The 24,226-nt window shown below is 54.2% G+C and carries 27 protein-coding genes and 1 tRNA gene; 15 read left to right on the top strand and 13 right to left on the bottom strand.

Translation table 11 applies throughout. The features are described 5' to 3' along the window. The first annotated feature begins 101 nt into the window (after positions 1-101). From ABJL60_RS18975 to ABJL60_RS18950, 6 genes are all read left to right on the top strand, one after another. Complete coding sequence (locus ABJL60_RS18975) at positions 102-734, top strand: ATP-dependent Clp protease proteolytic subunit (protein WP_348373981.1); 633 nt, start codon at positions 102-104, stop codon at positions 732-734. 177 nt (positions 735-911) lie between these two features. Further along, entirely contained in the window at positions 912-2,177 is a 1,266-nt protein-coding gene (clpX, locus tag ABJL60_RS18970) for an ATP-dependent Clp protease ATP-binding subunit ClpX (protein WP_108828993.1), read from the top strand. A gap of 76 nt (positions 2,178-2,253) precedes the next feature. Next, on the top strand, positions 2,254-2,616 hold the full coding sequence (locus tag ABJL60_RS18965; protein ID WP_348373980.1) for a RidA family protein: 363 nt from the start codon (positions 2,254-2,256) through the stop codon (positions 2,614-2,616). Positions 2,617-2,747: 131 nt separating this feature from the next. Beyond that, the gene (locus tag ABJL60_RS18960) at positions 2,748-3,131 is read left to right on the top strand and encodes an NADH:ubiquinone oxidoreductase subunit NDUFA12 (protein WP_348318593.1); all 384 of its coding nucleotides are present in this window, start codon (positions 2,748-2,750) and stop codon (positions 3,129-3,131) included. A gap of 24 nt (positions 3,132-3,155) precedes the next feature. Beyond that, positions 3,156-3,605 (top strand): outer membrane lipid asymmetry maintenance protein MlaD, encoded by a 450-nt coding sequence (gene mlaD / locus ABJL60_RS18955; RefSeq protein WP_348291481.1) that lies wholly within the window; start codon positions 3,156-3,158, stop codon positions 3,603-3,605. After that, complete coding sequence (locus ABJL60_RS18950; RefSeq protein ID WP_348373979.1) at positions 3,602-3,961, top strand: DUF2155 domain-containing protein; 360 nt, start codon at positions 3,602-3,604, stop codon at positions 3,959-3,961. Before mlaD ends, ABJL60_RS18950 begins: the two co-directional genes overlap by 4 nt. Here the strand turns inward: ABJL60_RS18950 and aat are convergent. The 3 genes from aat to accB are packed head-to-tail and all read right to left on the bottom strand — an operon-like array spanning position 3,925 to position 6,399. After that, positions 3,925-4,554 (bottom strand): leucyl/phenylalanyl-tRNA--protein transferase, encoded by a 630-nt coding sequence (gene aat / locus ABJL60_RS18945; RefSeq protein ID WP_348373978.1) that lies wholly within the window; start codon positions 4,552-4,554, stop codon positions 3,925-3,927. The two genes, ABJL60_RS18950 and aat, sit on opposite strands and share 37 nt — an antisense overlap. Further along, complete coding sequence (accC, locus tag ABJL60_RS18940; protein ID WP_348291488.1) at positions 4,551-5,903, bottom strand: acetyl-CoA carboxylase biotin carboxylase subunit; 1,353 nt, start codon at positions 5,901-5,903, stop codon at positions 4,551-4,553. The genes aat and accC overlap by 4 nt, the downstream gene beginning before the upstream one ends. Positions 5,904-5,913: 10 nt before the next feature. Next, entirely contained in the window at positions 5,914-6,399 is a 486-nt protein-coding gene (gene accB, locus ABJL60_RS18935; RefSeq protein WP_348291490.1) for an acetyl-CoA carboxylase biotin carboxyl carrier protein, read from the bottom strand. A 173-nt stretch (positions 6,400-6,572) separates the two neighbouring features. Between accB and ABJL60_RS18930 the strand changes: the two genes are divergently transcribed. Beyond that, positions 6,573-8,066, top strand: coding sequence for an AMP-binding protein (locus ABJL60_RS18930; protein WP_348373977.1), 1,494 nt, complete (start codon positions 6,573-6,575; stop codon positions 8,064-8,066). 36 nt (positions 8,067-8,102) lie between these two features. On the opposite strand, the gene ABJL60_RS18925 is transcribed toward ABJL60_RS18930, so the two are convergent. The 6 genes from ABJL60_RS18925 to ABJL60_RS18900 all read right to left on the bottom strand — a co-directional run bounded on the left by ABJL60_RS18925 (position 8,103) and on the right by ABJL60_RS18900 (position 14,740). Next, positions 8,103-9,332 carry a calcium-binding protein gene (locus ABJL60_RS18925; protein WP_348373976.1) on the bottom strand — a complete coding sequence of 410 codons (1,230 nt, stop codon included), beginning with the start codon at positions 9,330-9,332 and terminating at the stop codon, positions 8,103-8,105. Positions 9,333-9,514: 182 nt separating this feature from the next. Continuing rightward, positions 9,515-10,255 (bottom strand): ABC transporter ATP-binding protein, encoded by a 741-nt coding sequence (locus ABJL60_RS18920; RefSeq protein WP_348291495.1) that lies wholly within the window; start codon positions 10,253-10,255, stop codon positions 9,515-9,517. Between the two features lie 11 nt (positions 10,256-10,266). Beyond that, complete coding sequence (locus tag ABJL60_RS18915; RefSeq protein WP_108828983.1) at positions 10,267-11,031, bottom strand: ABC transporter ATP-binding protein; 765 nt, start codon at positions 11,029-11,031, stop codon at positions 10,267-10,269. Between the two features lie 11 nt (positions 11,032-11,042). Then, positions 11,043-12,242 (bottom strand): branched-chain amino acid ABC transporter permease, encoded by a 1,200-nt coding sequence (locus tag ABJL60_RS18910; RefSeq protein ID WP_348291497.1) that lies wholly within the window; start codon positions 12,240-12,242, stop codon positions 11,043-11,045. Between the two features lie 4 nt (positions 12,243-12,246). Beyond that, the gene (locus ABJL60_RS18905; protein ID WP_108828981.1) at positions 12,247-13,278 is read right to left on the bottom strand and encodes a branched-chain amino acid ABC transporter permease; all 1,032 of its coding nucleotides are present in this window, start codon (positions 13,276-13,278) and stop codon (positions 12,247-12,249) included. A gap of 118 nt (positions 13,279-13,396) precedes the next feature. Then, positions 13,397-14,740, bottom strand: coding sequence for an ABC transporter substrate-binding protein (locus ABJL60_RS18900; protein ID WP_348291499.1), 1,344 nt, complete (start codon positions 14,738-14,740; stop codon positions 13,397-13,399). A gap of 243 nt (positions 14,741-14,983) precedes the next feature. Here ABJL60_RS18900 and ABJL60_RS18895 point away from each other — a divergent pair, with 243 nt between their 5' ends. The 5 genes from ABJL60_RS18895 to ABJL60_RS18875 all read left to right on the top strand — a co-directional run bounded on the left by ABJL60_RS18895 (position 14,984) and on the right by ABJL60_RS18875 (position 21,160). Beyond that, on the top strand, positions 14,984-16,339 hold the full coding sequence (locus ABJL60_RS18895; protein WP_348373975.1) for a short-chain fatty acyl-CoA regulator family protein: 1,356 nt from the start codon (positions 14,984-14,986) through the stop codon (positions 16,337-16,339). Positions 16,340-16,417: 78 nt separating this feature from the next. Continuing rightward, on the top strand, positions 16,418-16,801 hold the full coding sequence (locus ABJL60_RS18890) for a response regulator (protein WP_348373974.1): 384 nt from the start codon (positions 16,418-16,420) through the stop codon (positions 16,799-16,801). After that, complete coding sequence (locus ABJL60_RS18885) at positions 16,794-17,090, top strand: hypothetical protein (protein ID WP_348291503.1); 297 nt, start codon at positions 16,794-16,796, stop codon at positions 17,088-17,090. Before ABJL60_RS18890 ends, ABJL60_RS18885 begins: the two co-directional genes overlap by 8 nt. After that, the gene (locus tag ABJL60_RS18880; RefSeq protein ID WP_348373973.1) at positions 17,090-19,789 is read left to right on the top strand and encodes a sensor histidine kinase; all 2,700 of its coding nucleotides are present in this window, start codon (positions 17,090-17,092) and stop codon (positions 19,787-19,789) included. The genes ABJL60_RS18885 and ABJL60_RS18880 overlap by 1 nt, the downstream gene beginning before the upstream one ends. Before the next feature lie 114 nt (positions 19,790-19,903). Beyond that, positions 19,904-21,160: a FliM/FliN family flagellar motor switch protein gene (locus ABJL60_RS18875; RefSeq protein ID WP_348373972.1), complete on the top strand. Its 1,257-nt coding sequence runs from the start codon at positions 19,904-19,906 to the stop codon at positions 21,158-21,160. An 80-nt stretch (positions 21,161-21,240) separates the two neighbouring features. Here ABJL60_RS18875 and ABJL60_RS18870 read toward each other — a convergent pair whose 3' ends face one another. Both ABJL60_RS18870 and ABJL60_RS18865 read right to left on the bottom strand, forming a co-directional pair. Beyond that, positions 21,241-21,669: a TIGR01244 family sulfur transferase gene (locus tag ABJL60_RS18870; protein ID WP_348291509.1), complete on the bottom strand. Its 429-nt coding sequence runs from the start codon at positions 21,667-21,669 to the stop codon at positions 21,241-21,243. Positions 21,670-22,016: 347 nt separating this feature from the next. Further along, entirely contained in the window at positions 22,017-22,256 is a 240-nt protein-coding gene (locus tag ABJL60_RS18865; RefSeq protein ID WP_348373971.1) for a hypothetical protein, read from the bottom strand. Positions 22,257-22,371: 115 nt separating this feature from the next. Here ABJL60_RS18865 and ABJL60_RS18860 point away from each other — a divergent pair, with 115 nt between their 5' ends. Further along, complete coding sequence (locus ABJL60_RS18860) at positions 22,372-22,635, top strand: DUF2312 domain-containing protein (protein ID WP_108828972.1); 264 nt, start codon at positions 22,372-22,374, stop codon at positions 22,633-22,635. Positions 22,636-22,645: 10 nt separating this feature from the next. Here the strand turns inward: ABJL60_RS18860 and ABJL60_RS18855 are convergent, their stop codons facing one another. Further along, positions 22,646-23,521 (bottom strand): hypothetical protein, encoded by an 876-nt coding sequence (locus ABJL60_RS18855; RefSeq protein WP_348373970.1) that lies wholly within the window; start codon positions 23,519-23,521, stop codon positions 22,646-22,648. A gap of 127 nt (positions 23,522-23,648) precedes the next feature. Here ABJL60_RS18855 and ABJL60_RS18850 point away from each other — a divergent pair. Together ABJL60_RS18850 and ABJL60_RS18845 are read left to right on the top strand one after the other, a co-directional pair. Next, positions 23,649-23,724: transfer RNA gene (locus ABJL60_RS18850), tRNA-Thr, on the top strand. Positions 23,725-23,919: 195 nt separating this feature from the next. Continuing rightward, complete coding sequence (locus tag ABJL60_RS18845; protein ID WP_348373969.1) at positions 23,920-24,156, top strand: AlpA family phage regulatory protein; 237 nt, start codon at positions 23,920-23,922, stop codon at positions 24,154-24,156. Here the strand turns inward: ABJL60_RS18845 and ABJL60_RS18840 are convergent. Beyond that, positions 24,106-24,226, bottom strand: a 121-nt coding sequence (locus ABJL60_RS18840; RefSeq protein WP_348374141.1) for an IS3 family transposase, incomplete at its 5' end; no start/stop codon positions are given. The genes ABJL60_RS18845 and ABJL60_RS18840 overlap by 51 nt on opposite strands.

The following is a 24,226-nucleotide window of genomic DNA, read 5'->3' as shown; positions in this document are numbered from 1 at the left end:
ACCGTTCGGCCCCCCTTGCAGGTCCCGAAAGGCAATACTAACATTCAGGCAAGGTCGCGGCTGGTATGGTCCAGCACGACGGTAATTCAGGCAGGCATTCCATGAACGATCCCATCGACACGTATATGAACACAATGGTCCCCATGGTGGTGGAACAGACAAGCCGGGGCGAACGCGCCTACGACATTTTCTCGCGGCTTTTGAAAGAGCGGATTATTTTTGTTAACGGTCCGATCCACAGTGGCATGAGCCATCTGATTGTCGCGCAGTTGCTGCACCTTGAAGCGGAAAACCCGTCCAAGGATATCAGCATGTACATCAATTCGCCCGGTGGTGAAGTGACGGCGGGCATGAGCATTTATGACACGATGCAGTATATCCGCCCCAAAGTGTCGACACTGATTTGTGGCATGGCAGCCTCTATGGGGTCGCTGATCGCGATTGGCGGCGAAAAAGGAATGCGGTTTGCGTTGCCCAACGCCGAAGTGATGATTCACCAACCCTCTGGCGGGTCACAGGGCAAAGCCGAAGATATCCTGATCTCTGCGCGCCACATCGAACGTACACGCGAACGGATGTATCAATTGTATGTAAAGCACTCTGGCCAACCTTTGAAGACAGTTCAGAAGGCTTTGGATCGTGATCTGTGGATGACCCCCGAAGAAGCCAAAGAATGGGGCCACATCGATGAAATCGTCGAAAACCGTGCCAAAGACGGTGACGACGCGGAATAAGCGCCCGGCGCTGCGACAGGTCATGTTCGCGATTGCATCCATTTTGCGATTGTGGACCTGTCGGGGCTGGCCTAAGCTGGTCCAGACCAGCGTAAAACGCGCCTTTGGGTGTGGCCACCATTTCGGTATGGCGCACCAGACGTAAGACTAAACGGGTAAAACCCTGAAAGAGTGACAATGGCAACGAACTCCGGCGGCGATAGCAAAAACACCCTTTACTGCAGCTTTTGCGGCAAAAGCCAACACGAAGTGCGCAAGCTGATTGCTGGGCCGACTGTGTTCATTTGTGATGAATGCGTCGAACTTTGCATGGACATCATCCGCGAAGAAACCAAAGCCTCTGGCTTGAAGGCGACCGACGGTGTGCCGACACCAAAAGACATCTGCGAAGTGCTGGATGACTATGTGATCGGGCAAGCCATGGCCAAACGCGTTTTGTCTGTTGCTGTTCACAACCACTACAAACGTCTGAATCACGCGCAAAAGGGCGGTGATATCGAACTGGCAAAATCCAACATTCTTTTGATGGGGCCAACGGGCTGTGGTAAGACTTTGCTGGCTCAGACCTTGGCGCGCATTCTTGATGTGCCGTTTACAATGGCAGACGCGACAACCCTGACCGAAGCCGGCTACGTCGGGGAAGACGTCGAAAACATCATTCTTAAGTTGCTTCAAGCGTCCGAATACAATGTGGAACGGGCGCAACGCGGCATCGTATACATCGACGAAGTCGACAAGATCACACGCAAGTCTGAAAACCCCTCCATTACACGCGACGTGTCTGGTGAAGGTGTACAACAAGCGCTTTTGAAGCTGATGGAAGGCACTGTGGCCTCTGTGCCGCCGCAAGGTGGACGTAAACACCCGCAGCAGGAATTCCTGCAAGTCGATACAACGAATATCCTGTTCATTTGTGGCGGTGCATTCGCTGGTTTGGATAAAATTATCGCGGCGCGCGGTAAGGGGTCTGCGATGGGCTTTGGCGCGGACGTGCGTGACAATGATGTCCGAGGTGTGGGTGAAATCTTCACAGATCTTGAGCCAGAGGATTTGCTGAAATTCGGTCTCATTCCTGAGTTCGTGGGCCGTTTGCCTGTTTTGGCGACATTGGAAGATCTGGACGAAGATGCATTGGTTACCATTCTGACGGCACCCAAAAATGCCTTGGTGAAGCAATATCAGCGTTTGTTTGAACTGGAAGACACCGCACTGACATTCACGGAAGATGCGCTAAGCGCGATTGCCAAACGGGCGATCGAACGTAAGACGGGTGCGCGGGGCTTGCGGTCAATTCTGGAAGAAATTCTGCTTGATACGATGTTTGAACTGCCAGGCATGGAAAGTGTGACTGAAGTTGTGGTGAATGAAGAAGCTGTAAATTCGGATGCGGCACCTTTGATGATCCATGCAGATGCAGAAAAAGAGCCTGCCTCTGCGGGATAGAGTTTTCCAGACGTGTTTTGGTTGGGGGCTTTGCCCCCAAGCCCCCAGGATATTTTAAGCGAAAAGAAAACGGATCATGACAATTAGACGTATTCATTCCGGCGGGCCCTTCGAAGCAAAGATCGGGTATTGTCGTGCCGTTGTTGCAGGCGGATTTGTTCATGTTGCGGGAACGACCGGAGCGGGAGACGACGTCCAAAGCCAGTGCGCATCTGCTTTGGCCACGATTGAAGCCGCATTAAAGGAAGCCGGCGCTTCAATGGCTGATGTTGTGCGTGTGACTTACATGCTTCCTGAGGCATCGGATTTTGAGCCATGCTGGCCGATGCTGCGCACGTCTTTTGGGGAAAACCCGCCAGCTGCGACCATGATTGAATGTGGGCTGATCGCGCCGCACCTAAAAATTGAGATTGAAGTCACTGCTCTTTTGCCCAACTGATGCCGTTGTTTATCTTTTGCAAAGAGAAAATGCGCTAAATCTTGCGTGCATGCCCGCTTTGATGGCTTAGCCACCTCTGGACGCGGCGTCAAAAATAAACCATATCAAAGGTAACCAGATATGAGGCACCTATGGGACTTCTGAAAACAGCTTTGCGCGCCGTGACATGGTGGAACGGGCAGACTTTGAACACACAGCTATTCACCTGGCGCAAAGGCGTGAAAGTTGGCGAGGATGGTCAAGGCAATATCTTTTACAAGACCCATGATGATGCCCGCCGCTGGGTCATCTTTAATGGGGAAGCCGAAGCATCACGGATCGATCCTGAATGGCATGGCTGGTTGCACCGCACATGGGACGAACCCCCAACAGACAAACCGTTGCCACGCAAATCATGGGAAAAGCCGCATCAGGAGAACCTGACTGGGACGGCTTTGGCTTACGCTCCATCTGGATCTATTCGCCGCACCGAACCCAAATCACGCGATGACTATGAGGCGTGGACGCCCGAATAAGGCGGATCACTCAAGGGGCAAACGATGGCGGAAAATACAACTGAAGTGGCCGTTGGCGGTATCGTTTTGGCCGCTGCAATAGGTTTTGCAATCTACGCGACGCAATTGGCGGGCGTATCCGGCCCGTCAGACAGTTACCCACTCACAGCAAGCTTTCGCAGCATCGAGGGGGTGAGTGTCGGCACGGATGTGCGTTTGGCCGGTGTCAAAGTGGGCACCGTGACAGATGTGACGCTCAACACGCAAACGTTCCGTGCTGACGCCACTGTGAATGTACAACAAAGCGTCGAGATCCCTGATGACAGTGCGATTGTAGTGGCATCCGAAGGTCTTCTGGGTGGTAACTTTATTGAAATCGTTCCGGGTGGATCGCCTTTCAACTTCGAAGAAGGTGCCGAGATTACGGATACCCAAGGGGCGGTTAGCTTGATTTCGCTTCTGTTGAAGTTTGTCAGCGGCGGTGACGCAGAATGATCCTGCGCCTGTCTTTGTTGATTGCTGTATTGGCCACCGCAGGGCATGCACAACAACAAACAACAAGCGCTTCTGGTGCTGTTTTGCGGGGTTTGGACAAGATCAACGGGACCACCAAAGACATCGAAATCAAATCGGGTTCAGCCGTCGCTTTTGGTAGTCTTAACATTGCCTTGCGCGACTGCCGCTATCCGGTGGGCAATCCGTCCGGCAACGCCTTTGCTGCTCTGGAAATCGCCGAAACTGGCAAATCAGGTGCCGTATTTTCCGGCTGGATGATTGCATCGGCCCCGGCACTCAGTGCTATGGATCATTCGCGTTATGACGTCTGGGTCATGCGCTGCACCACATCCTGAGGTGACACAGGCTGCAAAAACCTGGCTTTGCTGTACTGCGCATCCCGAAGCCGCTGGTGGTATTGTGCGCGGCTGATTTCGACCGCGCCCAACGACGCTAAATGATCTGTGATGAATTGCGTGTCGAACAATTTGAAATTGCCGCGTCCCAAGGCTTCGACCAAACAAGCCAACGCTGTTTTGGACGCGTTTGTCCGCCGTGAGAACATGCTTTCGCCAAAAAACGCAGCCCCCAAGACAACACCGTATACCCCACCCACGAGCATCTCGTCTTCCCAGATTTCCAAGGAATGGGCATGATCGCGTTCAAACAATCGCAGGTAAAGCTGTCTGATTTCGCCACTGATCCATGTGTCGACCCGGTCCGCACATCCGTCAACCACGCCTTCAAAGTCATGATCGATGGTCGCGACCATTGATGTGCGTCGCATGTGTTTGGCCAGTGATTTCGAGATATGAAAGCCGTCAACTGGCAAGATGCCACGTTTTTTGGGATCGACCCAAAACACCTCAGGATCATCACGATGTTCGGCCATGGGAAAGATGCCCATCCCATAGCCGCGCAACAAGATATCTGGGGTGAGCGCAGTCACCCGGCTTGCAAATTGCTTTCCAGCCAGTGTTCCAACCAGTGGATGTTGTAGTCACCGGAATGGACATCACCGTTTTGCAAAAGTGCATGGAACAACGGCACAGTGGTATCGACACCGTCCACGATCAATTCACCCAAGGCACGGTTCAAGCGCGCCAAGGCTTCGGGGCGGTCGCGGCCGTGCACGATCAATTTGCCGATCAAGCTATCGTAGTAGGGTGGGATTGAATAGCCATCGTACAGCGCCGAATCCATGCGGACCCCAAGCCCTCCGGGGGCGTGGTACTGTGTGATTTTGCCCGGGCAGGGCGCGAAATTGGGCAAGCGTTCTGCGTTGATGCGAACTTCAATGGCGTGGCCGTTGATTTCCAATTCATCTTGCGTGAACGACATTGGCAAGCCTTCGGCCACGCGGATTTGTTCGCGTACCAGATCGACACCAAAGATGGCTTCTGTCACCGGATGTTCCACCTGCAAACGGGTGTTCATCTCGATGAAATAGAATTCGCCGTTTTCATACAGAAATTCGATTGTACCGGCGCCGATGTAGTTGATCCGTGCCACGGCATCAGCACAGATTTTGCCAATCCGCGCACGTTCGTCGGGGGTGATCGAAGGCCCAGGGGCTTCCTCAAAGACCTTTTGGTGGCGGCGCTGCAATGAACAATCGCGTTCGCCCAAATGGACCGCTTGGCCTTTGCCATCCCCAAAAACCTGAATTTCGATGTGGCGTGGCGTGGTCAAATACTTCTCGATGTAGACTTCATCGTTGCCGAAGTTCGACTTGCCCTCGGCGCGTGCCGTCATAAAGGCGCTTTCCATGTCTGCGGCAGTTTGTGCCACTTTCATGCCTTTGCCGCCGCCACCTGCTGTGGCTTTGACGATAACGGGATACCCGACCTCTTCGCCGATCCGTTGTGCGTCGGCCAATGTTGGCACGCCGCCGTCGGATCCGGGAACGCACGGCACGCCCAATTCCTTCATGGTGTCTTTAGCGGTGATCTTGTCGCCCATGACGCGGATATGTTCTGCGGTGGGGCCGATGAATTTCAGGCCATGATCTTCGACGATCTGCACGAAGTTGGCGTTTTCGGACAAGAAACCGTATCCGGGGTGGATCGCTTCTGCCCCAGTGATCTCACATGCCGCGATGATGGCCGGAATAGACAGGTAGGACTGCGGAGACGCAGGCGGTCCGATGCACACGCTTTCGTCGGCCATACGCACATGCATGGCGTCACTGTCTGCGGTGGAATGCACGGCCACGGAACCGATGCCCATTTCGCGGGCGGCCCGGATGACGCGCAATGCAATTTCGCCGCGATTGGCGATCAGAATTTTATTGAACATGGATCGCCCCTTATTCGAGGATGACGAGTGGTGCGCCAAATTCCACAGCCGCGCCATCGTCGACGAGAATGCGTTTCACTTTACCGCCGCGCGGAGCGGGGATGTGGTTCATTGTTTTCATGGCTTCCACGATCAACAGTGTGTCGCCTTCGGCCACGGTGTCGCCGACAGATACAAAAGACGGGGCGTCCGGTTCGGCCTGCAAATAGACTGTGCCCACCATCGGTGACGTGACGGCGCCTGGATCAGAGGCCGGATCATCTTGTGGTGCTGCAGCAGCGGCGGCTGGAGCCGCTGTAGGCGCTGCGGCCACTGGTGCTGCCGCGATGTGTTGCACTGCAGGGGCAACGGCCACTTGGCGGCTGACCCGAACATTCAGGCAATCAGATTCGCCGTATTCACGTTTCACTTGAACTTCAGCCAGATCATTTTCACGCAGCACTTCTGCCAGTGCCTGAATAAATGCTACATCTGCGTCACGGGTATTTTTCGCCATTCTTCCTCAGCCTTTTCCCTATTGGTGCCTGTCCCTGCACCTTGATGGTTATGGGGTATCGCGGGCTGGTTATAGGGCAAGGGTTGACCTAAGGAAAGCGCCGTGATGCGGTGAATATAGGCACGGGTTTCCCATCGTGTAAGGGTGTTGGCAATCGAAGGGGAGGCTTTGCAGTGAATCTAGGGCTTTGGTTGGCGCGAATGGCGCAAAAGTCGGCTGCGGCGCCTGCGTTGTTTCTGGGGGAAACGCTAGTCGCGCGGTACGACCAGTTTCATGACGCAGCGGCGTGCTTTGGGGGCTGGCTGAAAGAACAAGGGGTGCGTCCGGGGGACCGTGTGGCCGTGTTCATGCCAAATGTGCCGCAATACCTGATTGCGCTGTATGGCATTTGGTATGCAGGTGCTGTGGCCGTTCCGATAAATGCGAAACTGCATGGTCAAGAAGCGGCTTATATTCTGGATCACTCCGACTGTGCGTTGGCGATTTGCGCCGCGGCGCAAACGGGCGTTTTGCAAAAGGTTCAAACGGCGGTGCCGGTGATTGACGTCACCAAGCAAGTGCCGCAAGGCGAAGCCATCGATGTCGTATCGCGCAATCGCGATGATTTGGCGTGGCTTTTTTATACGTCTGGCACGACAGGGCGTCCTAAAGGCGTGCAAATTACACATGGTATGTTGATGGCGATGGCCTATGCGTACCAGTCGGATGTGGATCAGGTCACATCAGAAGATGCCACTATATACGCGGCCCCCATGAGCCACGGTGCAGGGCTTTATGCTGTGATGCACGTACAAAAGGGCGCACGGCACGTCTGCCCTGCGTCGGCTGGTTTTGAGGCACAAGAGGTGCTGGATTTGGCGGATTACTTTGGCCGCGCCCATATGTTTGCAGCCCCCACCATCGTGACGCGCCTGACGGCCCACGCGCAAGCAACGGGGCAAGACGGGCGCGGATTGCGTACGATCGTATATGCGGGGGCCCCGATGTATGTGGCGGATATCCTCAAGGCGCGGTCGGTGTTTGGTGATGTTTTTGTGCAGATTTACGGCCAGGGCGAATGCCCCATGGCGATAACGGTTCTGCCACGTGAAGACCTAGCAAACGATACCCACCCTGAGTGGGCTGTGCGCTTGGCATCTGTTGGGCGTGCGCAATCTTGTGTCGAGGTGGCCATTGGCGATGCACAAGGTCAAGTTTTGCCAGTGGGCACACAGGGTGAGATTATGGTGCGCGGTGCGCCGGTGATGCCTGGTTATTGGCGCAACCGGCAAGCGACTGATGCGGCGTTGCGTGATGGGTGGTTGATGACCGGTGACATCGGTGTTTTGGATGCTTGCGGATACTTGACGCTGAAAGACCGCTCGAAGGATATGATCATCAGCGGCGGGTCCAATATTTACCCGCGTGAAGTCGAAGAGGTGTTGCTACAACATTCAGGCGTCGTTGAAGCATCTGTTGTAGGGCGGCGCCATCCCGATTGGGGTGAAGAGGTTGTGGCCTTTGTCGTGGGGCACGCAACACAAGCTGAGCTGGATGCAACCTGCCGCGCATCTATTGCAAACTTCAAAGCGCCCAAGGCTTATGTCTTTGTAGATGCCTTGCCGAAAAACAACTACGGCAAGGTTCTTAAAACAGAATTACGGGACCGGCTGATGCGACGCTCTTGAGCCGTTGGCTCAAGTCGCCCCACCCACCGTCCCAAATCAAAGAAGGTCTACGACCTCTACGGGCGGCAGTGCGTCCTGAGGTGTCCAGAAATTGTCGCCTGTCAAGCTGTCGGGCGTGACATTCAGGAACGTGATTTCTATTCCGTCCGCATTGGACAGAATTTCGGCCCCGTAGAAGGTGTTGAACGTCTGGTACAGGCCGGAAAGGTCGAGCACTGCATTGCCATCTGCATAGGTCACGAAATCCAGCACGTCGGCATCGCCGTACCATCCAACAGTCCCTTGCGCTACAACCTGCAAATTCACCACCTCAGCCCCGGTGTCGAAATCGGTTATGACATCTTCGCCGCTGTCGCCGCGGAAAACGAAGACGTCCGCCCCGGATCCCCCAACCAAACGGTCTTCACCGCGTCCGCCGTTGATCCGGTCCTGTCCGGTTCCGCCGTTCAACGTGTCATCGCCATTGCCGCCCTGAAGATTGTCGCGGCCGTCATTGCCCATGAGGCGATCGTTGTCGTTTCCGCCTTGCAACAGGTCTTTGCCGTTGCCGCCGACCAGTTTGTCGTCACCGTCGTGGCCCCGCAATGTGTCGTTGTTGGCATCACCATAAAACAGGTCATTCGCCTCACCGCCGCGTATCTCGTCGTTGCCTATGCCACCGCGCACGATGATTGCAGATGCGTTGACCGCGCTGAAATCCAAGCTGTCATCGCCAATCGGATTGATCGCAACGTAAAGATCATTGCCGCTGCCCAGAAAAACGCGCCCCATTGAGCCCGCGTTTTGCACCAGATCGTCGCCAGACCCCATGCGCAACGGCCCGGTGACCGAACCGTATGTGTCGGGGTTTTCCAGATCAAAGATATGGTTGATAAATGTGTCGTTGCCTGCGCCCATGCGAATGTCACCGTTCATGACACCGATGTTTCCGATCAACCCTTCGCCACCGCCAAACAGCACAGGCACGTCGATTTCACCTACGTTGATGACGATTTGGGTGTTTGTCCCAAGCAGTGAGATCCGCCCGTTTTCCCCGATGATTGCACCGCTGTTCAGGACTACGTTAAATGTGTTGTCGAAGGACACAAGCGATCCTGTCAGGACTGTTTCGACCTCGATCAAAGCGTCAGAACCGGTGACGTCGAAAAAGCCCGAGGCACTATCGCCGTCCAGAACCAGAGTGTCGGTGAAGCTGGCGTTCACTGTAACTGTTGGAAGGATTTGCAATCCATTGCGGTCAATCGTGATGTCATCAAAAGCTGGCATAATATTTCCCCAAAATTATCTATGTATAAAATATGCCGCAATTTTGCCTTAATTTGTTGGGGAAAGCGACTGCAAACAGTCAGTGTTTCAACAATGGAAATAATTCAATCAGGCGTAGTAAATAATGCAAAAAACCGCCCGAATGAGGGGCGGCTTTCGCGTTCAGGTTGAGAAACGTTAACCTAGATTGCGAGGTACTCTGCCCGCAACTGTTCGTTCTCAAGCACTTCTGAGGCAAGACCGTCAAAAACGATCCCCCCTGTGTCCAGAATCACCGCCCGATCTGCCAGCTTTAGGGCACGCACCGCGTTTTGTTCGACAAGGATGGTTGTGATGCCCTGTTCTTTGATGATCGAAAGCGTCTTTTCGATCTCGTCCACGATCACCGGCGCCAACCCTTCATAGGGTTCGTCCAACAGCAGAACTTTGATGTCGCGGCAAAGTGCGCGGGCGATTGCGAGCATTTGTTGTTCACCACCCGACAGTGTCACCCCTTCTTGGGTGCGCCGTTCGCGCAGGCGCGGAAACAGGTCGTAGACGCGGTCGATGGACCAGCCGATAGGGGGGGCGATCTGCGCAAGCTTCAGGTTTTCTTCGACCGTTAGGCCGGGAATGATCGAACGGTCTTCAGGGACCAGACCCAGACCCGCTTGGCTGGCTTGGTAGCTGGACATGGTGTGCAATGGTTGGTGGTCCAACCAAATCTCGCCGTGGCTTACCTGTGGGTCGTCCATGCGGGCAATCGCACGTAGGGTTGTCGTTTTGCCAGCGCCGTTGCGGCCCAAGAGGGCAAGAATTTCACCCTCATGGACGTTAAAGTTAATGCCCTGCACAATGTAGCTTTCGCCGTAGTAGGCGTGCATGTCCCAGATGGACAAAAAGGCCGGCGCGTTGGTCGCGTGATTTGCGTTGCTTGCGCTCATGATAGTGTTCCTTATGCCGCGTCTTGTGTCTCGCCCAGATACGCTTCGCGCACCTTGGGGTGACCTTTGATGTTGTCAGGTGTGTCTTCGACCAAGGGCGTGCCCTGGGCCAGCACGGTAATGCGCTGGGCCAAGGAAAACACCACGTGCATATCGTGTTCGATGATGGCGATGGTGATGTCACGTTCGTCGCTGATCTGTTTCAGCAGGTCGATGGTGTTGTTTGTGTCTGCGCGCGCCATGCCAGCGGTTGGTTCGTCCAAAAGCAACAGACGGGGTTCTTGGGACAGGCACATGCCGATCTCGAGGCGTCGTTTGTCGCCCCGTGACATGGCCGCCGCGTGCATTTCGCGTTTGTCGGCCATGTTCATGTCTTCCAGCATGTGTTCGGCTGTGTCGATGATTTCTTTGTCTTTCATCATGTTCTTGATGGCGCTGAGGTGAAAGGCACCGTCACGCTTTGCAAAGCACGGGATCATCATGTTTTCCAACACGCTGAGATCACCGAAGATTTCAGGCGTTTGGAACACGCGCGAAATTCCCATCTGGTTGATCTCGTAGGGTTTGCGGCCCAGCACGGACTGACCGTCAAACATGACAGAACCCGTGTCAGGGATCAGCTTGCCCACAAGACAATTCAGCAATGTGGATTTACCTGCCCCGTTTGGCCCGATGATCGCATGGACCGAATTTTCGGCGACGCTGAGGTTTACATCACCCAAGGCCTGCAGGCCACCAAAGCGTTTGTTGACGTTTTTAACTTCAAGGATACCCATTGATTTCGTCCTTATTCCGCAGGTGTGGTTTTGCCGTCAGGCGTGGAGGGGTCGGATTTCTTGCGACGGAACATACCCGCAATGCGTTGTCCGCCTTCGACCAAGCCACCAGGCAGGAAGATGACAACCAGCATGAACACAAGGCCAAGCGTCAGGTGCCAGCCTTTGCCGATGAACGGGTAGACCAAAGTGACCAGCAAGTCTTCGATGCCGTCAGGCATGAAGGCAAACCACTGTTCCAGAATGCCTTTGTTGATCTTGGACACGATGTTTTCCATGTATTTGATCAATCCAGCGCCGAGAACGGGGCCAATCAAAGTACCAGCACCCCCGAGAATGGTCATGATCACGACTTCGCCCGAGGCCGTCCAGAACATGCGTTCGGCGCCCACTTGCGTGTCCATGGCCACCAGTAGACCGCCCGCCAAACCCGCATACATGCCGGAAATTACAAAGGCCGCCAGTGTGTAGGGTTTTGAGTTCAAACCGGTGTAGTCTAGGCGCTGTTGGTTGGACTTCACAGCCCGCAGCATCATGCCAAACGGCGAGCGGAAGATGCGGATCGACATGTAGAATGCCACAACCATCAACACTGCGGCCAGATAGTAGCCTGCGTTAAAGGTGAACACCCAATCGCCCACGTTCATTTGAAACCCGCTGTTCATTTCCAGCCCGAACAGGTTGGCGCGTGGGGTCTGGCCCTGTGGCACAGCTCCGTCAAGGATACGTGGGTCTGTGTATTTTGGCTGCAATCCCGTTTCACCGCCTGTGATCGGTGTCAGAACCGAATAAGCGAGGGCATAGGACATTTGCGCAAAGGCCAGTGTCAGGATTGAAAAGTAGATGCCGGAACGGCGCAGCGAAATCCAACCGACCAGCAGGGAAAAGAGGCCTGCGATGACAACCGAAATGACGATGGCCGGGATGACGTTCATTGTCAGCAACTTCATCATCCAGATCGCCGCGTAGGAACCGACACCCAAGAAGGCGGCGTGGCCGAAGCTGAGGTAGCCCGTGAGGCCAAAGAGGATGTTGAACCCGATGGCGAAGATGCCAAAGATCACCAGACGCTGCATCAAATCGGGGTAGCCCGCGTTGAACTGCGCCATGGCAGAGCCTTCAGGGAAGGGGTTCAGGATGAAGGGTGCGAAGAGGGCAAGGATCACCACGATGATCAGCAGGCCGAAGTCTTTTTTGTTAAGTCCAAGCATGTGATTAGTCCTCCATCACGCCTTTGCGGCCCATGAGACCACGGGGGCGTGTGAGCAGAATGATGATTGCCACCAGATAAATGATGATTTGGTTGATGCCGGGCACGATCTCGAGCACGACAGACATGGATGCAAAGCTTTCCAGAATGCCCAGCAAGAAGCCCGCAAGAACAGCCCCCGGAAGCGACCCCATGCCGCCCACAACAACAACCACGAAGCTTAGAACCAGAAAGTCCATGCCCATGTGATAGTTGGGCGAATTGATGGGGGCGTACATGACACCCGCAAGCCCCGCGACGGCGGCCGCGATGCCGAACATGATGGTAAAGCGTTTGTCGATGTTGATGCCCAGCAGGCCAACGGTTTCGCGGTCTGCCATGCCGGCACGCACCACCATCCCGAAGGTGGTGAACTGCAAGAAGGCGAAGACGGCCCCAATGATGACTGCGGCAAAGGCAAAGTAAACCAAACGCCAGTAAGGGTAGATGATTGTGTTGGGATCAAAGCCCAAAAGCGATCCAAAATCATAGGATCCCGCAAAGGCGGCAGGCGCCGGTGTCGGGATCGGGTTGGCACCATAGTAATACTTGATGACCTCTTGCAAAACGATGGCAAGGCCGAATGTCACAAGGATCTGATCCGCGTGGGGGCGTTTGTAAAAGTGCTTGATCAACCCACGTTCCATGATGAAACCAATGGCAATCATAACGGGGATCGAGAACAGAATGGACAGTGGCACGGCCCAATCAATGATGACATCTCCGGTGGCTTGTCCAAACCAGTCATACAGATAAGGGACTTCGACCTTGAGCGGGTTGCCCAGGAAGTCCTTTTGGCTTTCGTCCACCACGATGTGGCTCCAGGTCAGGATGCGGCTGAGGGTCACCGCGCAGAACGCGCCAATCATGAACAAGGCACCATGTGCGAAGTTCACAACACCCAATGTGCCGAAGATCAGGGTCAGGCCCAAAGCGATCAACGCATACGCGGATCCTTTGTCCAGACCGTTTAGAATTTGCAAGACTATTGCGTCCATGGTGCCACCCTCATGAAGCGAAAGACCGGCCCTTTATGGCCGAAAATCGGGAAAGATCGGCTTTGAAATGCCGCTTAAGAAGAGGGCGGAAACCAGTCCCGCCCTCAAAGTGTTACGCTTATGCGCCCGGGTTACATGTACCCAAGGAACCGCCTGCCACTTGTGGGTGGTCTGGCGCGTATGTCACTTGCTCAACTGGTGTGACTTCAACGATTTCGAGAAGGTCGAATTCGCTTGTTGGGTTCTCTTTACCCTTCACAACCAGAACGTCTTTGAAGCACTGGTGATCTTCGGCGCGGTACAGCGTTTTGCCGTTGCCCATGCCGTCGAATTCAAAGCCTTCAAGCGCTTCAACAACGCCACAAGGGTTGAATGTGCCCGCACGTTCACATGCATCCGCATACAGCATTGTTTGCACGTAGCATGTGTGCGCCGCCTGCGATGGTGGGAAGCCGTACTTGGTGCCGAAGGACTTAACGAAGGCTTTGGAACCCTCATCCGTCAAGGACCAGTGCCAGTTTGTAGAGCCAAAGATGCCCTTAACGTTGGCGCCCGCACCTTTCGCCATCAGGCGAGAGTACAAAGGAACAACAATTTCGAAGTTCTTGTTGTTGATGGACTTGTCACGCAAACCGAACTGAACGGCGTTTGTGAGCGAGTTCACCATGTTCCCGCCGTAGTGGTTCAGAACCAGAACGTCAGCACCGGAGTTCAAAACTGGCGCGATGTAGGAAGAGAAGTCAGTGGACGCCAGTGGTGTTTTCACCGCGTTTACTGTTTCCCAACCCATGGCTTCTGTGGAAGAGCGAACCGCTTCTTCCGTGGTGTAACCCCAGTTGTAGTCAGCTGTCAGGTGGTACGCTTTACGGTCTGTGCCGTAGTTCGCCGCCAGAACCGGCGCCAAAGCCGCACCAGACATGTATGAGTTAAAGAAGTGACGGAAACCGTTGGCCCGCTTGTCTTTACCCGTTGTGTCGTTGGAGTGCGTGAGGCCAGCCATAAAGATGACGCCTGCGTCTTGGCAAAGCGCCTGAACCGCAACAGCAACACCCGAAGAAGAGCCGCCTGTGATCATCACAGCGCCGTCTTTTTCGATCATGGATTTGGCAGATGCGCGCGCTGCGTCAGACTTTGTCTGCGTGTCGCCTGTGACATATGTCACTTTCTTGCCCAAGATGCCGTTGCCTTTAAGGGCTTTGGACGAGAACGTGTTCATCATCCCGGCGTCGCCTTCGCCGTTCAGGTGCTCAACAGCCAGCTCATATGCGCGCAGCTCGTCTGCGCCTTCGTCGGCATAAGGACCGGACTGTGGCACGTTGAAGCCCAGTGTCACAGTGTCGCCTTGTGGCGCGTTTGTGTAGGCGTGGCCGTCAGCGCTGAGGTATGTTGGCAGCGCGAGACCCGCACCAGCAACTGCACCAGTCTTCAGCACGGAGCGACGTGTGATTTTTGAATTGGACATAAATATCCTCCCATGGATTGATTAGCCCGGACAACGCCTCCTCAGCCGTGTCTGGGCACGCATTTTACATGCAAAGCGGTTATCGCTTGCTTTGCGTAAATTGCGCAATAAGTCCCTTGAAAATCACGATTATTTTGTAAATATTTGCACAATACCTCGGTATACCTTGTAAATAATTTTATGCCGCGTTGCAGAAAGTTGTTGAAAAGGCAGGGTTTACGCAAGATTTGAGTGGAGAAGGCAATGGCACGTGAAGGGCTAACCGGAAGCAGGATCAGAGAAAGACGGACCATGTCGGGCATGCGGCAAGCTGATTTGGCCCGTGAAATTGGCATTTCCGCGTCTTATCTGAACTTGATTGAACACAATCGCCGGAGAATCGGCGGCAAACTGCTGGTCAACATTGCGTCAGCCCTTGGGGTCGAACCCGCAGCCCTCAGCGAAGGTGCAGAGGCCGCTTTGATCGCCACATTACGTGAAGCTGCCGTGGGCAACGCAATATCGGACGCCGAACTGGACCGTGCGGACGAATTTGCGGGCCGGTTTCCGGGGTGGGCCGAAATTTTGGCAGGCGCACACCGCCGCGTGAATGCGTTGGAACGCACGATAGAAACTTTGACCGACCGTCTGGCCCATGATCCCCAACTTGCCGCGTCCCTGCACGAGGTTTTGTCAACGGCCGCTGCCATCCGGTCAACGGCCTCCATTCTGGCGGAAAGCAAAGACATTTCAGACGAGTGGCGCGACCGGTTTCACAACAATATCGATCAAGACAGTCGGCGATTGTCAGACAGTTCCAAAGCGTTGGTTGGGTATCTGGATGCAACGGATGGTCAGGATGGGTCGGATCTTGCCAGTTCTCCGCAGGAAGAAGTCGACGCGTTTTTGATCGAACATGGCTATCATTTTGCGTCTTTGGAAAGTGGCGCACAAACCCCGGAAGCTTTGATCGAAGACGCAATCCAGCTGACCTCGATGGCGGGTAGACACATTGCTTTGGGGATATTGAAGCAAATGCAACGCGATGCGCGTCTGGTTGATCTGGGGGCACTGCAACAGGCTTGTGCAGATCTGGGGCCAGACCCCTTGCAGCTGGCGCATCACTTCAATGCGCCTGCGTCTGTTATTTTGCGCCGACTGGCCACGTTGCCGGATTTGGTATCCGGATTTGTTGCATGTGACAGGGCAGGCAGTTTGCTTGTGCGCAAACCTATTGACCATTTTGCACTGCCGCGTTTTGGGGCAGCTTGTCCGCTTTGGCCAATGTTTCAGGCGATCGCGACGCCGGGGGTCTTTGTGTCGCATGCCGTTCAACAGGTCGGACGCAACAATGCAGAGTTTTCGTGTTATGCCGTGGCAGAACAAACGCAGCCTGCCGGGTATAACACCCCGCCTTTGGTGCAGGGCATGATGCTGATCTTGCCCGCAACATTAAATCGCGAAGATCGTTTAAAGCATGGAAGCGGATCGAACGAAGGTAAAGGCGGACACCAAAACGGGACCCAAACGCCTTTGCACGTTGGCTCGACATGCCGTGTGTGTGCCCGCAGAGCCTGCCCCGGGCGCCGTGAGCCTTCAATCTTGAGCGAAGGCTTCTAACGCGTTTTGACATGACGCATAAAAGCGGCGATAGTTTCAATTGATGGAAACGTGCTCTTTTGGGGAGGAGACGCCGCGATGGGCAAGCATGTGCTGCTGGTAGAGGATGAGCCAAACATCATCGAAGCGGTGAGCTTTCTTCTGAGCCGTGACGGATGGCGTGTCGACACACATGTGGACGGCGCAACAGCTGTGGCGCGTGTGCACGAACTTTCCCCGGATTTGGTTGTGCTGGATCACATGTTACCCGGCAAAAGTGGTATGGATATCCTGACAGAATTGCGCAGCGACGATGCATTCCGGGACTTGCCTATTCTGATGTTGACGGCACGCGGACAAATGCGAGATCGCGCCTTGGCCGAAGAGGCTGGTGTGAGCCGCTTCATGACAAAACCCTTTTCCAACACCGAAGTGCTGAACGCTGTGCGCGATTTGATGCGGGTTTATTCGGCTGATGGCTGACAAGAATACGCCGCCTGTGTTTCTGGATCGGCGCAGCTATCGCAAGCGCCGCATGATGGACGCGATACGGCTGACCCCTGTTCTGGGCGCACTGCTTTGGATGGTTCCATTGCTTTGGGCTGAAGGGCCGCAAGGTGCTTTGGACAGTGAACCTGTGCAGACAACACTGTCCAGTGCGATCAAATACGTATTTTGGGTGTGGCTTGGTTTGATCGTGTTGTCGGCTGCCTTGTGGCGCATGACACGTGATGATGTGGCCCGCATCCATGCGCCGGACACCGACAGCTGATGGCAAGCGTCAATCTTCTGATCGGGGTGTGTCTGCTTTATGTGACGGGTTTGTTTGGCATTGCTTTCTTGGCGGAACGGGCCGCATCCAAGGGCCGCCGCCCTTGGTTAAGATCACCGCTGGTCTATACGTTGTCCTTGTCCATCTACTGCACAGGTTGGACGTTCTACGGCGCTGTGGGCTACGCTGCGCGGTCAGGGATGGAGTTTGTCACGATCTATCTGGGCCCATCCCTTGTGATGATTGGCTGGTGGTGGGTGTTGCGCAAACTGGTGCGGATCGGCCGTGCGCAGCGCGCGACATCGGTCGCGGACTTGATTTCGTCGCGTTACGGTAAATCCAATGCGTTGGCCATCGTGGTGACGATCATGGCTGTCTTAGGCGTCACACCTTATATTGCTTTGCAATTGCAATCGGTGACCACGTCATTGTCCATTTTTGCCGACCCTTTTGAAACGGCGACGTCGGGCGCGCAGGCGGGCATGAACCAGATATCGGCAGGCTTTTGGATCGCCCTTGGCTTGGCTTTGTTCACCTTGCTGTTCGGGACACGCAACCTCAATGCCAACGAACGCCATGACGGGGTTGTTATGGCCATCGCAGTGGAAGCTGTGGTGAAACTTCTGGCGCTGCTGGCTGTTGGTGTTTTTGTTGTGTGGGGGGTGGCCGGTGGCCCGTCGCAAATGATGGCGCGTATCGACGCGTCCCCCATCGGAGCTTGGCAAATGGATGGCAGCCGCTGGGCGGCATTGACGGCTTTGGCGGGGGCTGCATTCCTGTGCCTGCCACGCATGTTTCAGGTTCTCGTGGTTGAAAACGACGATGAACGACACCTGCAAACAGCATCTTGGGCCTTTCCGCTGTACCTTATGCTGATGAGCTTGTTTGTTGTGCCAATCGCGGTCGTCGGATTGGATCTTTTGCCCGCAGGCAGCAACCCTGACTTTTTCGTTCTGACTGTACCCTTGTCGCAGGGGCAAAACACACTTGCGATGCTCAGCTTTTTGGGGGGGTTTTCGTCTGCCACGTCCATGGTGATCGTGGCGACTTTGGCCTTGTCTACGATGGTGTCCAACCACGTGGTGATGCCGATTTATTTGTCTGCACAAGGGCAGGGGGCCACTGTGTCAGGCGACGTGCGCCACGTGGTCATCCTGTCGCGGCGACTGTCAGTTCTGGTGATTATTGCACTGGGTTACTTTTACTATCGCTTGTCGGGGGGCGGCGGGGCTTTGGCCGCCATTGGTTTGATTTCATTTGTCGGCGTTGCACAGTTTTTGCCTGCCATGCTGGGCGGTATCATTTGGCGTGGCGCCACCCGCATCGGGGCGATGTGCGGACTGGTGACGGGGTTTGCCGTCTGGAGCTTTACGTCGTTTCTTCCCAGTTTCGGCAGTGATGGTCTGATCAGCAGCGCGGTGTTCGAACAGGGGGCGCTGGGATTGAATGTTTTGCGACCCCATGCCTTGTTTGGCATTGAGGGGATCGACCCCACTGTCCATGCAGTTATCTGGTCTATGGCGCTGAATATTATCGCCTTTATTCTGGGTTCATTGGTGTCATTTCCAACACCGTTGGAACGGTTGCAGGGGGCGCAATTCGTGAATGTTTTTGCGCATTCCGGTCAGGCCAAGGGGTGGTCCGCGTCGGTGGCGGAAAGTGAAGATTTGATGATTATGACCCAGCGTATTCTTGGGGCAAAAGAAGCACAAACCCTGTTTCGGGATGTGGCGCGGACCCAAGGGGTTCAAGGGTTTTTGCCCGAACCTACACCTGACTTTTTGCAGCGATTGGAACGCGAACTTTCTGCATCGGTCGGGGCCGCAACCGCGCACGCCATGATAGGCCAGCTTGTGGGGGGGGCAACTGTGTCGGTGCAAGACTTGATGGCGGTGGCCGACGAATCTGCGCAGATGTTGGAATATTCCAACAGGCTGGAAGAGCAATCGGCCGAACTGAGCCAAACAGCGCGGAAACTGCGCAATGCCAACGCCAAGTTGACGCAGTTGTCGGTGCAAAAAGATGCATTTTTAAGCCAGATCAGTCACGAGCTGCGAACGCCGATGACCTCGATCCGCTCATTTTCCGAGATTTTGCGTGACACAGATGGTTTGGACCCGTCCGAACAGACAAAATACGCGTCAATTATTCATGTCGAATCCATTCGCCTGACGCGATTGTTGGATGATTTGCTGGACTTGAGTGTTCTGGAGAACGGGCAGGTTAGCCTTAATGAAAGTGTAGGGTCACTTGGCGATGTGATTGAACACGCAGTGGTCACATGTGGCGTGGGCCAACGCCAGAAACTGATCGTGACACGGCACCGGGCGCGCGAAAATGTTGTGATGCATACTGATTTGGACCGGCTTGCGCAGGTTTTCATCAATTTGATTACAAATGCGCATAAATACTGCACAGCCCCGCAACCCGAACTGACAATAGACGTCGAACAAGACGCGGACGGAACATTCGTGCGCTTCAGCGACAACGGAACGCCAATCCCGGGAAACGCCCGGGATGTGATTTTTGAAAAATTTGCGCGAATTAACGACCAGGAAGGCAAGGGAGCAGGCCTTGGGTTGGCAATTTGCCGCGAAATCATGACTCGTTTGCAAGGTGCGATTTTTTACGAACCTATTCCTGATGGCAATTGTTTTGTCGTGCGTTTGCCCCAGGCAGAATCTTTGGCAGCACAATAGGCGTCATTTTTTGAGCAAACAAATTTGCTTAAAATGAACCGCTTAAATCCGATGGTAACGAATGGTGGTTTATCTGGTGCCATAACAGCATCCCGCGGAAAACGGGCGGAGGCGATGGGTTCAAGCGAAACACAAACCATCCTGCGGCGCAAAGCGTCTGTCGGGCTGCAAGAGCATCAGGCGCGGGCGATGACCGCAGCCAAGGCTTTGCGCTTGACCGTAGCAAAGATTGCCGATGAAATTTTCGATATGTCGATGTCAGTGATTGGTATCGTTTCCGAAAAACGTGACCTTGATGGTTGTTTGGAACTTTTGGATGAACAGTCCCTTTTAGCCGCTTTGGATGGTCCCAACCGGACGCGTGGCGGTGTGGTGATTGGTGCGGATATTGTTGGCGGGTTAATCCAACAACAAACGATGTCTTTGGTTTCGGCCCCCTTGGATGATGCCAGAAAAATGACGTCAACCGATGCCGCGATGTGCGCACCGTTGGTAGATGCCTTGTTTGAACGCGTGCCACCCCAGCTGGAGATGAAAGAAGAACAGGCCATGATGTCGGGGTTTGCTTTCGGGGCGCGGGCCGATGAAGCCCGCATTCTTAGCATGTGGCTGGAGGCCCCCGAGTTTCATGTCATTCGGATGACGTTGGATATGGCCGGTGGGGTCCGACAGGGGCAGATGGTGCTTATCTTGCCCGTGGTTGAAGATTTCGATGCGATGTCCTCTGACGCGGGTGCGCAGGATGCAGATGGTGATCCCGAACAGGCCTCTTCTTTGAGTGACGCTGTTTTGTCCGTTCCTGCTGAGTTGCGGGTAGATGTCTGTAAACTGACAATGCCTTTGATGGACTTGGAAGCCCTTAAGGTGGGACACGTCTTACAACTGCCACAAAATGGCTTTCCAGAGGCAAATATCACAACATTGACGGGGCGCGTTATCGGCAGCGGAATTGTGGGACAAGTCGAAGGCACCCGCGCTATGCGACTTAAACAAGAACCGATTTATGCATCCCAGCCACGCCGCCGAACAGCAGACCGTGCGGGATTGGACCTGCCTGAAATAGAAGCATTGCCTGGAACCAAACAACGAAGTGGAGATGCACCCGCCGCTCCGGATATGAGCCCGCCTATGATTGAAACGCTGCCTGCACCCACACCGGATGCGGCGCCAGCAGCACTTGAATTACCGGATTTAAACGATCTGCCATCCGCAGAAGACCCGGGATTGACGGAATTGCCAGACCTGAACGATTTGCCCGACTTAGCAACTCTTCCCGATGTGGTGCCCGAAGTAGATGCATTGCCTGAATTGGACGATCTGCCTGATCTGGCCAGCCTTCCTGATCTCGCTGATCTGACGAAAACAGGATAAGTGCTGCGGCCAAGGTGAAACCGGGGCCACATAAGTTGGCTGACCCAGCGCACCGTTTGAAAAAGCAGTTTTAACGTTTTTCAAGATTGGGCGGCGGCCACTTCAAGCGATGGGCGCAAAGCATCCAGTGCATAGCCTGCAGCACTTGATTTTGTCAGAATTTCTGAAATATCCATGCCTTTTGCCGCAGATCCCAACGCCCAAGCAACCGTGCAACGGGTACCTGACGCACAGTACGCCAGAACGGGTGTGTTTTCTTCCGCATAGGCCATGTGTTGGGCGATGACTTCGGCCGTCATCGTATGATGCGTCAACGGCAGATTATAAAAGACCAAACCGGCTGCATGGGCCGCTTTTTGCATTTCGGCGGCATGATGGCTTGGCGGGATCTCAGGGTCTGGGCGGTTGCAAATCACAGCTTTGAACCCTGCGGCGGCGATCGCTGGGAAATCGTTCAGGTCGATTTGCGGCGCGACACTATAGGCGGGGGTGATTTCACGTATATCCATTCCGGTATTTTAAGTCCCTGACGGATGGGTGTCCAGTTGCACACTGATTTTTGACGCCAAGATCATACCCGTCAGAGCGGCTGCTAAAAATGGTGCCCAAGCTCAGATTGCTCAAATGTTCAAAAACCCTTGTTTCTTGCGGGTGTTGATCCTGACCAAGAATAAAAAGCTGCCCCGATAGACTACCTGAAACAACCACAGGCCAAGCTTGCGTCACACAAGGTGTTACATCTGCTGAATTGCGAAAGCAGGTTTTATGCTGACCTCTTGGTGGCAAGCCCGGGTTGCGTCAATTCCACCGACACTCTGTCCAGAGCCATTCAACTGGCCCATGGACGTCTCAAAATCTATGAAAATGCAATTCCGACGCCGACCATCATCAGCCCGATCACGGACAAAAACAAAGCGCCGAGATTCATAGGCAGAACAGTTTGCATCACCGATTGCAGCGCCTCATCGTCTAGATCAGCACGTTTTGCGCGAGCCACCTTTACGATGCACCACAAAATGCCAACCAAACCGACGATTGAGACGCATGCGCCGCCCCAAATAATGCCGTCGAACAGAGATAGAGTTTTTGTTTCCATGCGGGCGGGCTATCCTAAATCATACATTGGGGCAAGATCACCCATTGCCCCGACTGGGACAGGGCGGTATCCCGAAGCCCTTGCCACAGAGTTATTCGACAAAGGAACCAAGGCCATGACCGACACCGCCACAAACGCCGAAAGCTACCGCGTGACCGCTGACGAATTGCGCCAGTTCATCGAACGGGTAGAGCGGCTTGATGCCGAAAAGAAAGACCTTGCCGAACAGCAAAAAGAAGTGATGGCTGAAGCCAAAGCACGTGGTTACGACACAAAAGTGATGCGCAAGGTGATTGCGTTGCGTAAACGCGACAAAGACGACATCGCCGAAGAAGAAGCGGTGCTTGAAATGTACAAAGAAGCCTTGGGCATGGGGTAATCGTGCAGTTTCAGGGCGTTATCATAGTAACGCCCGGAATGCGCTGAATTTCCAGGACGTCTTCGTCGTAGATGTCGCTCATCTCGTCTATCAGGGCTTCTGTCCAACCGTAGACGTCCAGCTCTTCTTCGATCTCGTCTTCCAAAGCGAATTTATCCAAGAACGCCGCTATAACGCGGCGTTTTTGCATTTCTGACATGCCTTTGTGGGTTTTTAGGTAGGTTCGGAAACGCTTCATGCCCTCATCGCTCATGATACTGCTGAGTAAATCGAAACCGCCCGTAATTTTTTCACCGTGTTCAAGGCCTGTCATATCGCGAATGATCTGTGACCAAATCAAAGGCGCGTCTTCATTGCACCAAACAGTGATAGAAAGGCGTGGAGCCGCTTCGCGAATGGCTGTCAACGTCTCCGACCAACGCACCATGCGCGGATCGGTCCCGCCGATGAAGCTGGCCATGTCATGTTTCGGCGAATGTTGTAACAGCGCAGGCAGCAATGTTGCCGGATTGCGAATCGCTATGAACATTTCGATGTCATCGTGTGGAAACAAATCGCAAAAATGCTGCATCCGCTCAGGCGCTTTATGGAAAATCATCCCACGATACACAGACGCACGCGGCGCTCCGAAAATAAAGGGATGGCTTAGAACAACCCGGTCAGCCGTTTCATCGTCCAAGATTGCGTCAAGAACCACGTCCCTTGCAGCATCCGAGGCGGGTGCTGTTTGCAATGCATTCAGAATTTCTTTCAGCAATTTGCGGTATCTGCTTGGACCAGGGACAACGACGCCTTTTTTCGACAACATGCTTGTGTTGCGCAACAAACACTTCATGAGCCGTTCTTCTTCGGTGAAGTGTGCGCCAGTGTGAAGAACCAGTTGCATTTTGCGTGAATTTACCCTGCTGAACCTAATATTTCTTATATCTGGTTTACAGGTTAATAAAACCATCAAAGTCCGTGCATTTTTCGTCTTGCGCGGTTCGAAAACTTCCCTTAAACGACGCCCCAGTGCCCCTATAGCTCAGCTGGTAGAGCAATTGATTTGTAATCAATAGGTCCGCGGTTCGAGTCCGTGTGGGGGCACCACTTCACATAAAAATATTATGTATTTCAATTGGTTCTGTGGAGTATTTAGTTTTGAGCCACCCTTTGGGCCACCTCAATACATGCGCTGCTGTGTCGTTGCATGTTCAGCCATGATTCCAGTATCCTAAAATTCCTCGGCCCGTGGGTAACCGCAACCGGGGCATCGCGATGCTCCTTTCTTAAGGAGACATTGTGATGAGGATACTATCAAAACCCGAACTGAAGGAGCTGGTTCTTTATTCGCCACAACACGTGGCTCGACTGGAAAAGGCAGGCAAGTTTCCCAAAAGGGTACAGCTCGGCCCCAACCGCGTCGGCTGGGTGGAAAGCGAAGTGCTGAAACTGGACCTGTCGCGGTTTCGTGCCGCCCCAAGTGCTCGTTTAAGCCACCTTTCGTTCGAAGGCGACAGGGCTTTTCCAGCCCAGTGCTGAGTGGCGGCGACGCGGATTGTAGAAGCCGTTGATGTATTCGAAGATGGCCATTTCAGCCTTGCGCCGCGTC

The sequence above is a fragment of the Ascidiaceihabitans sp. genome (assembly GCF_039986515.1).
Classification (GTDB): Bacteria; Pseudomonadota; Alphaproteobacteria; order Rhodobacterales; family Rhodobacteraceae; genus Ascidiaceihabitans.
This window is presented reverse-complemented; position numbering and strand designations above follow the sequence as displayed.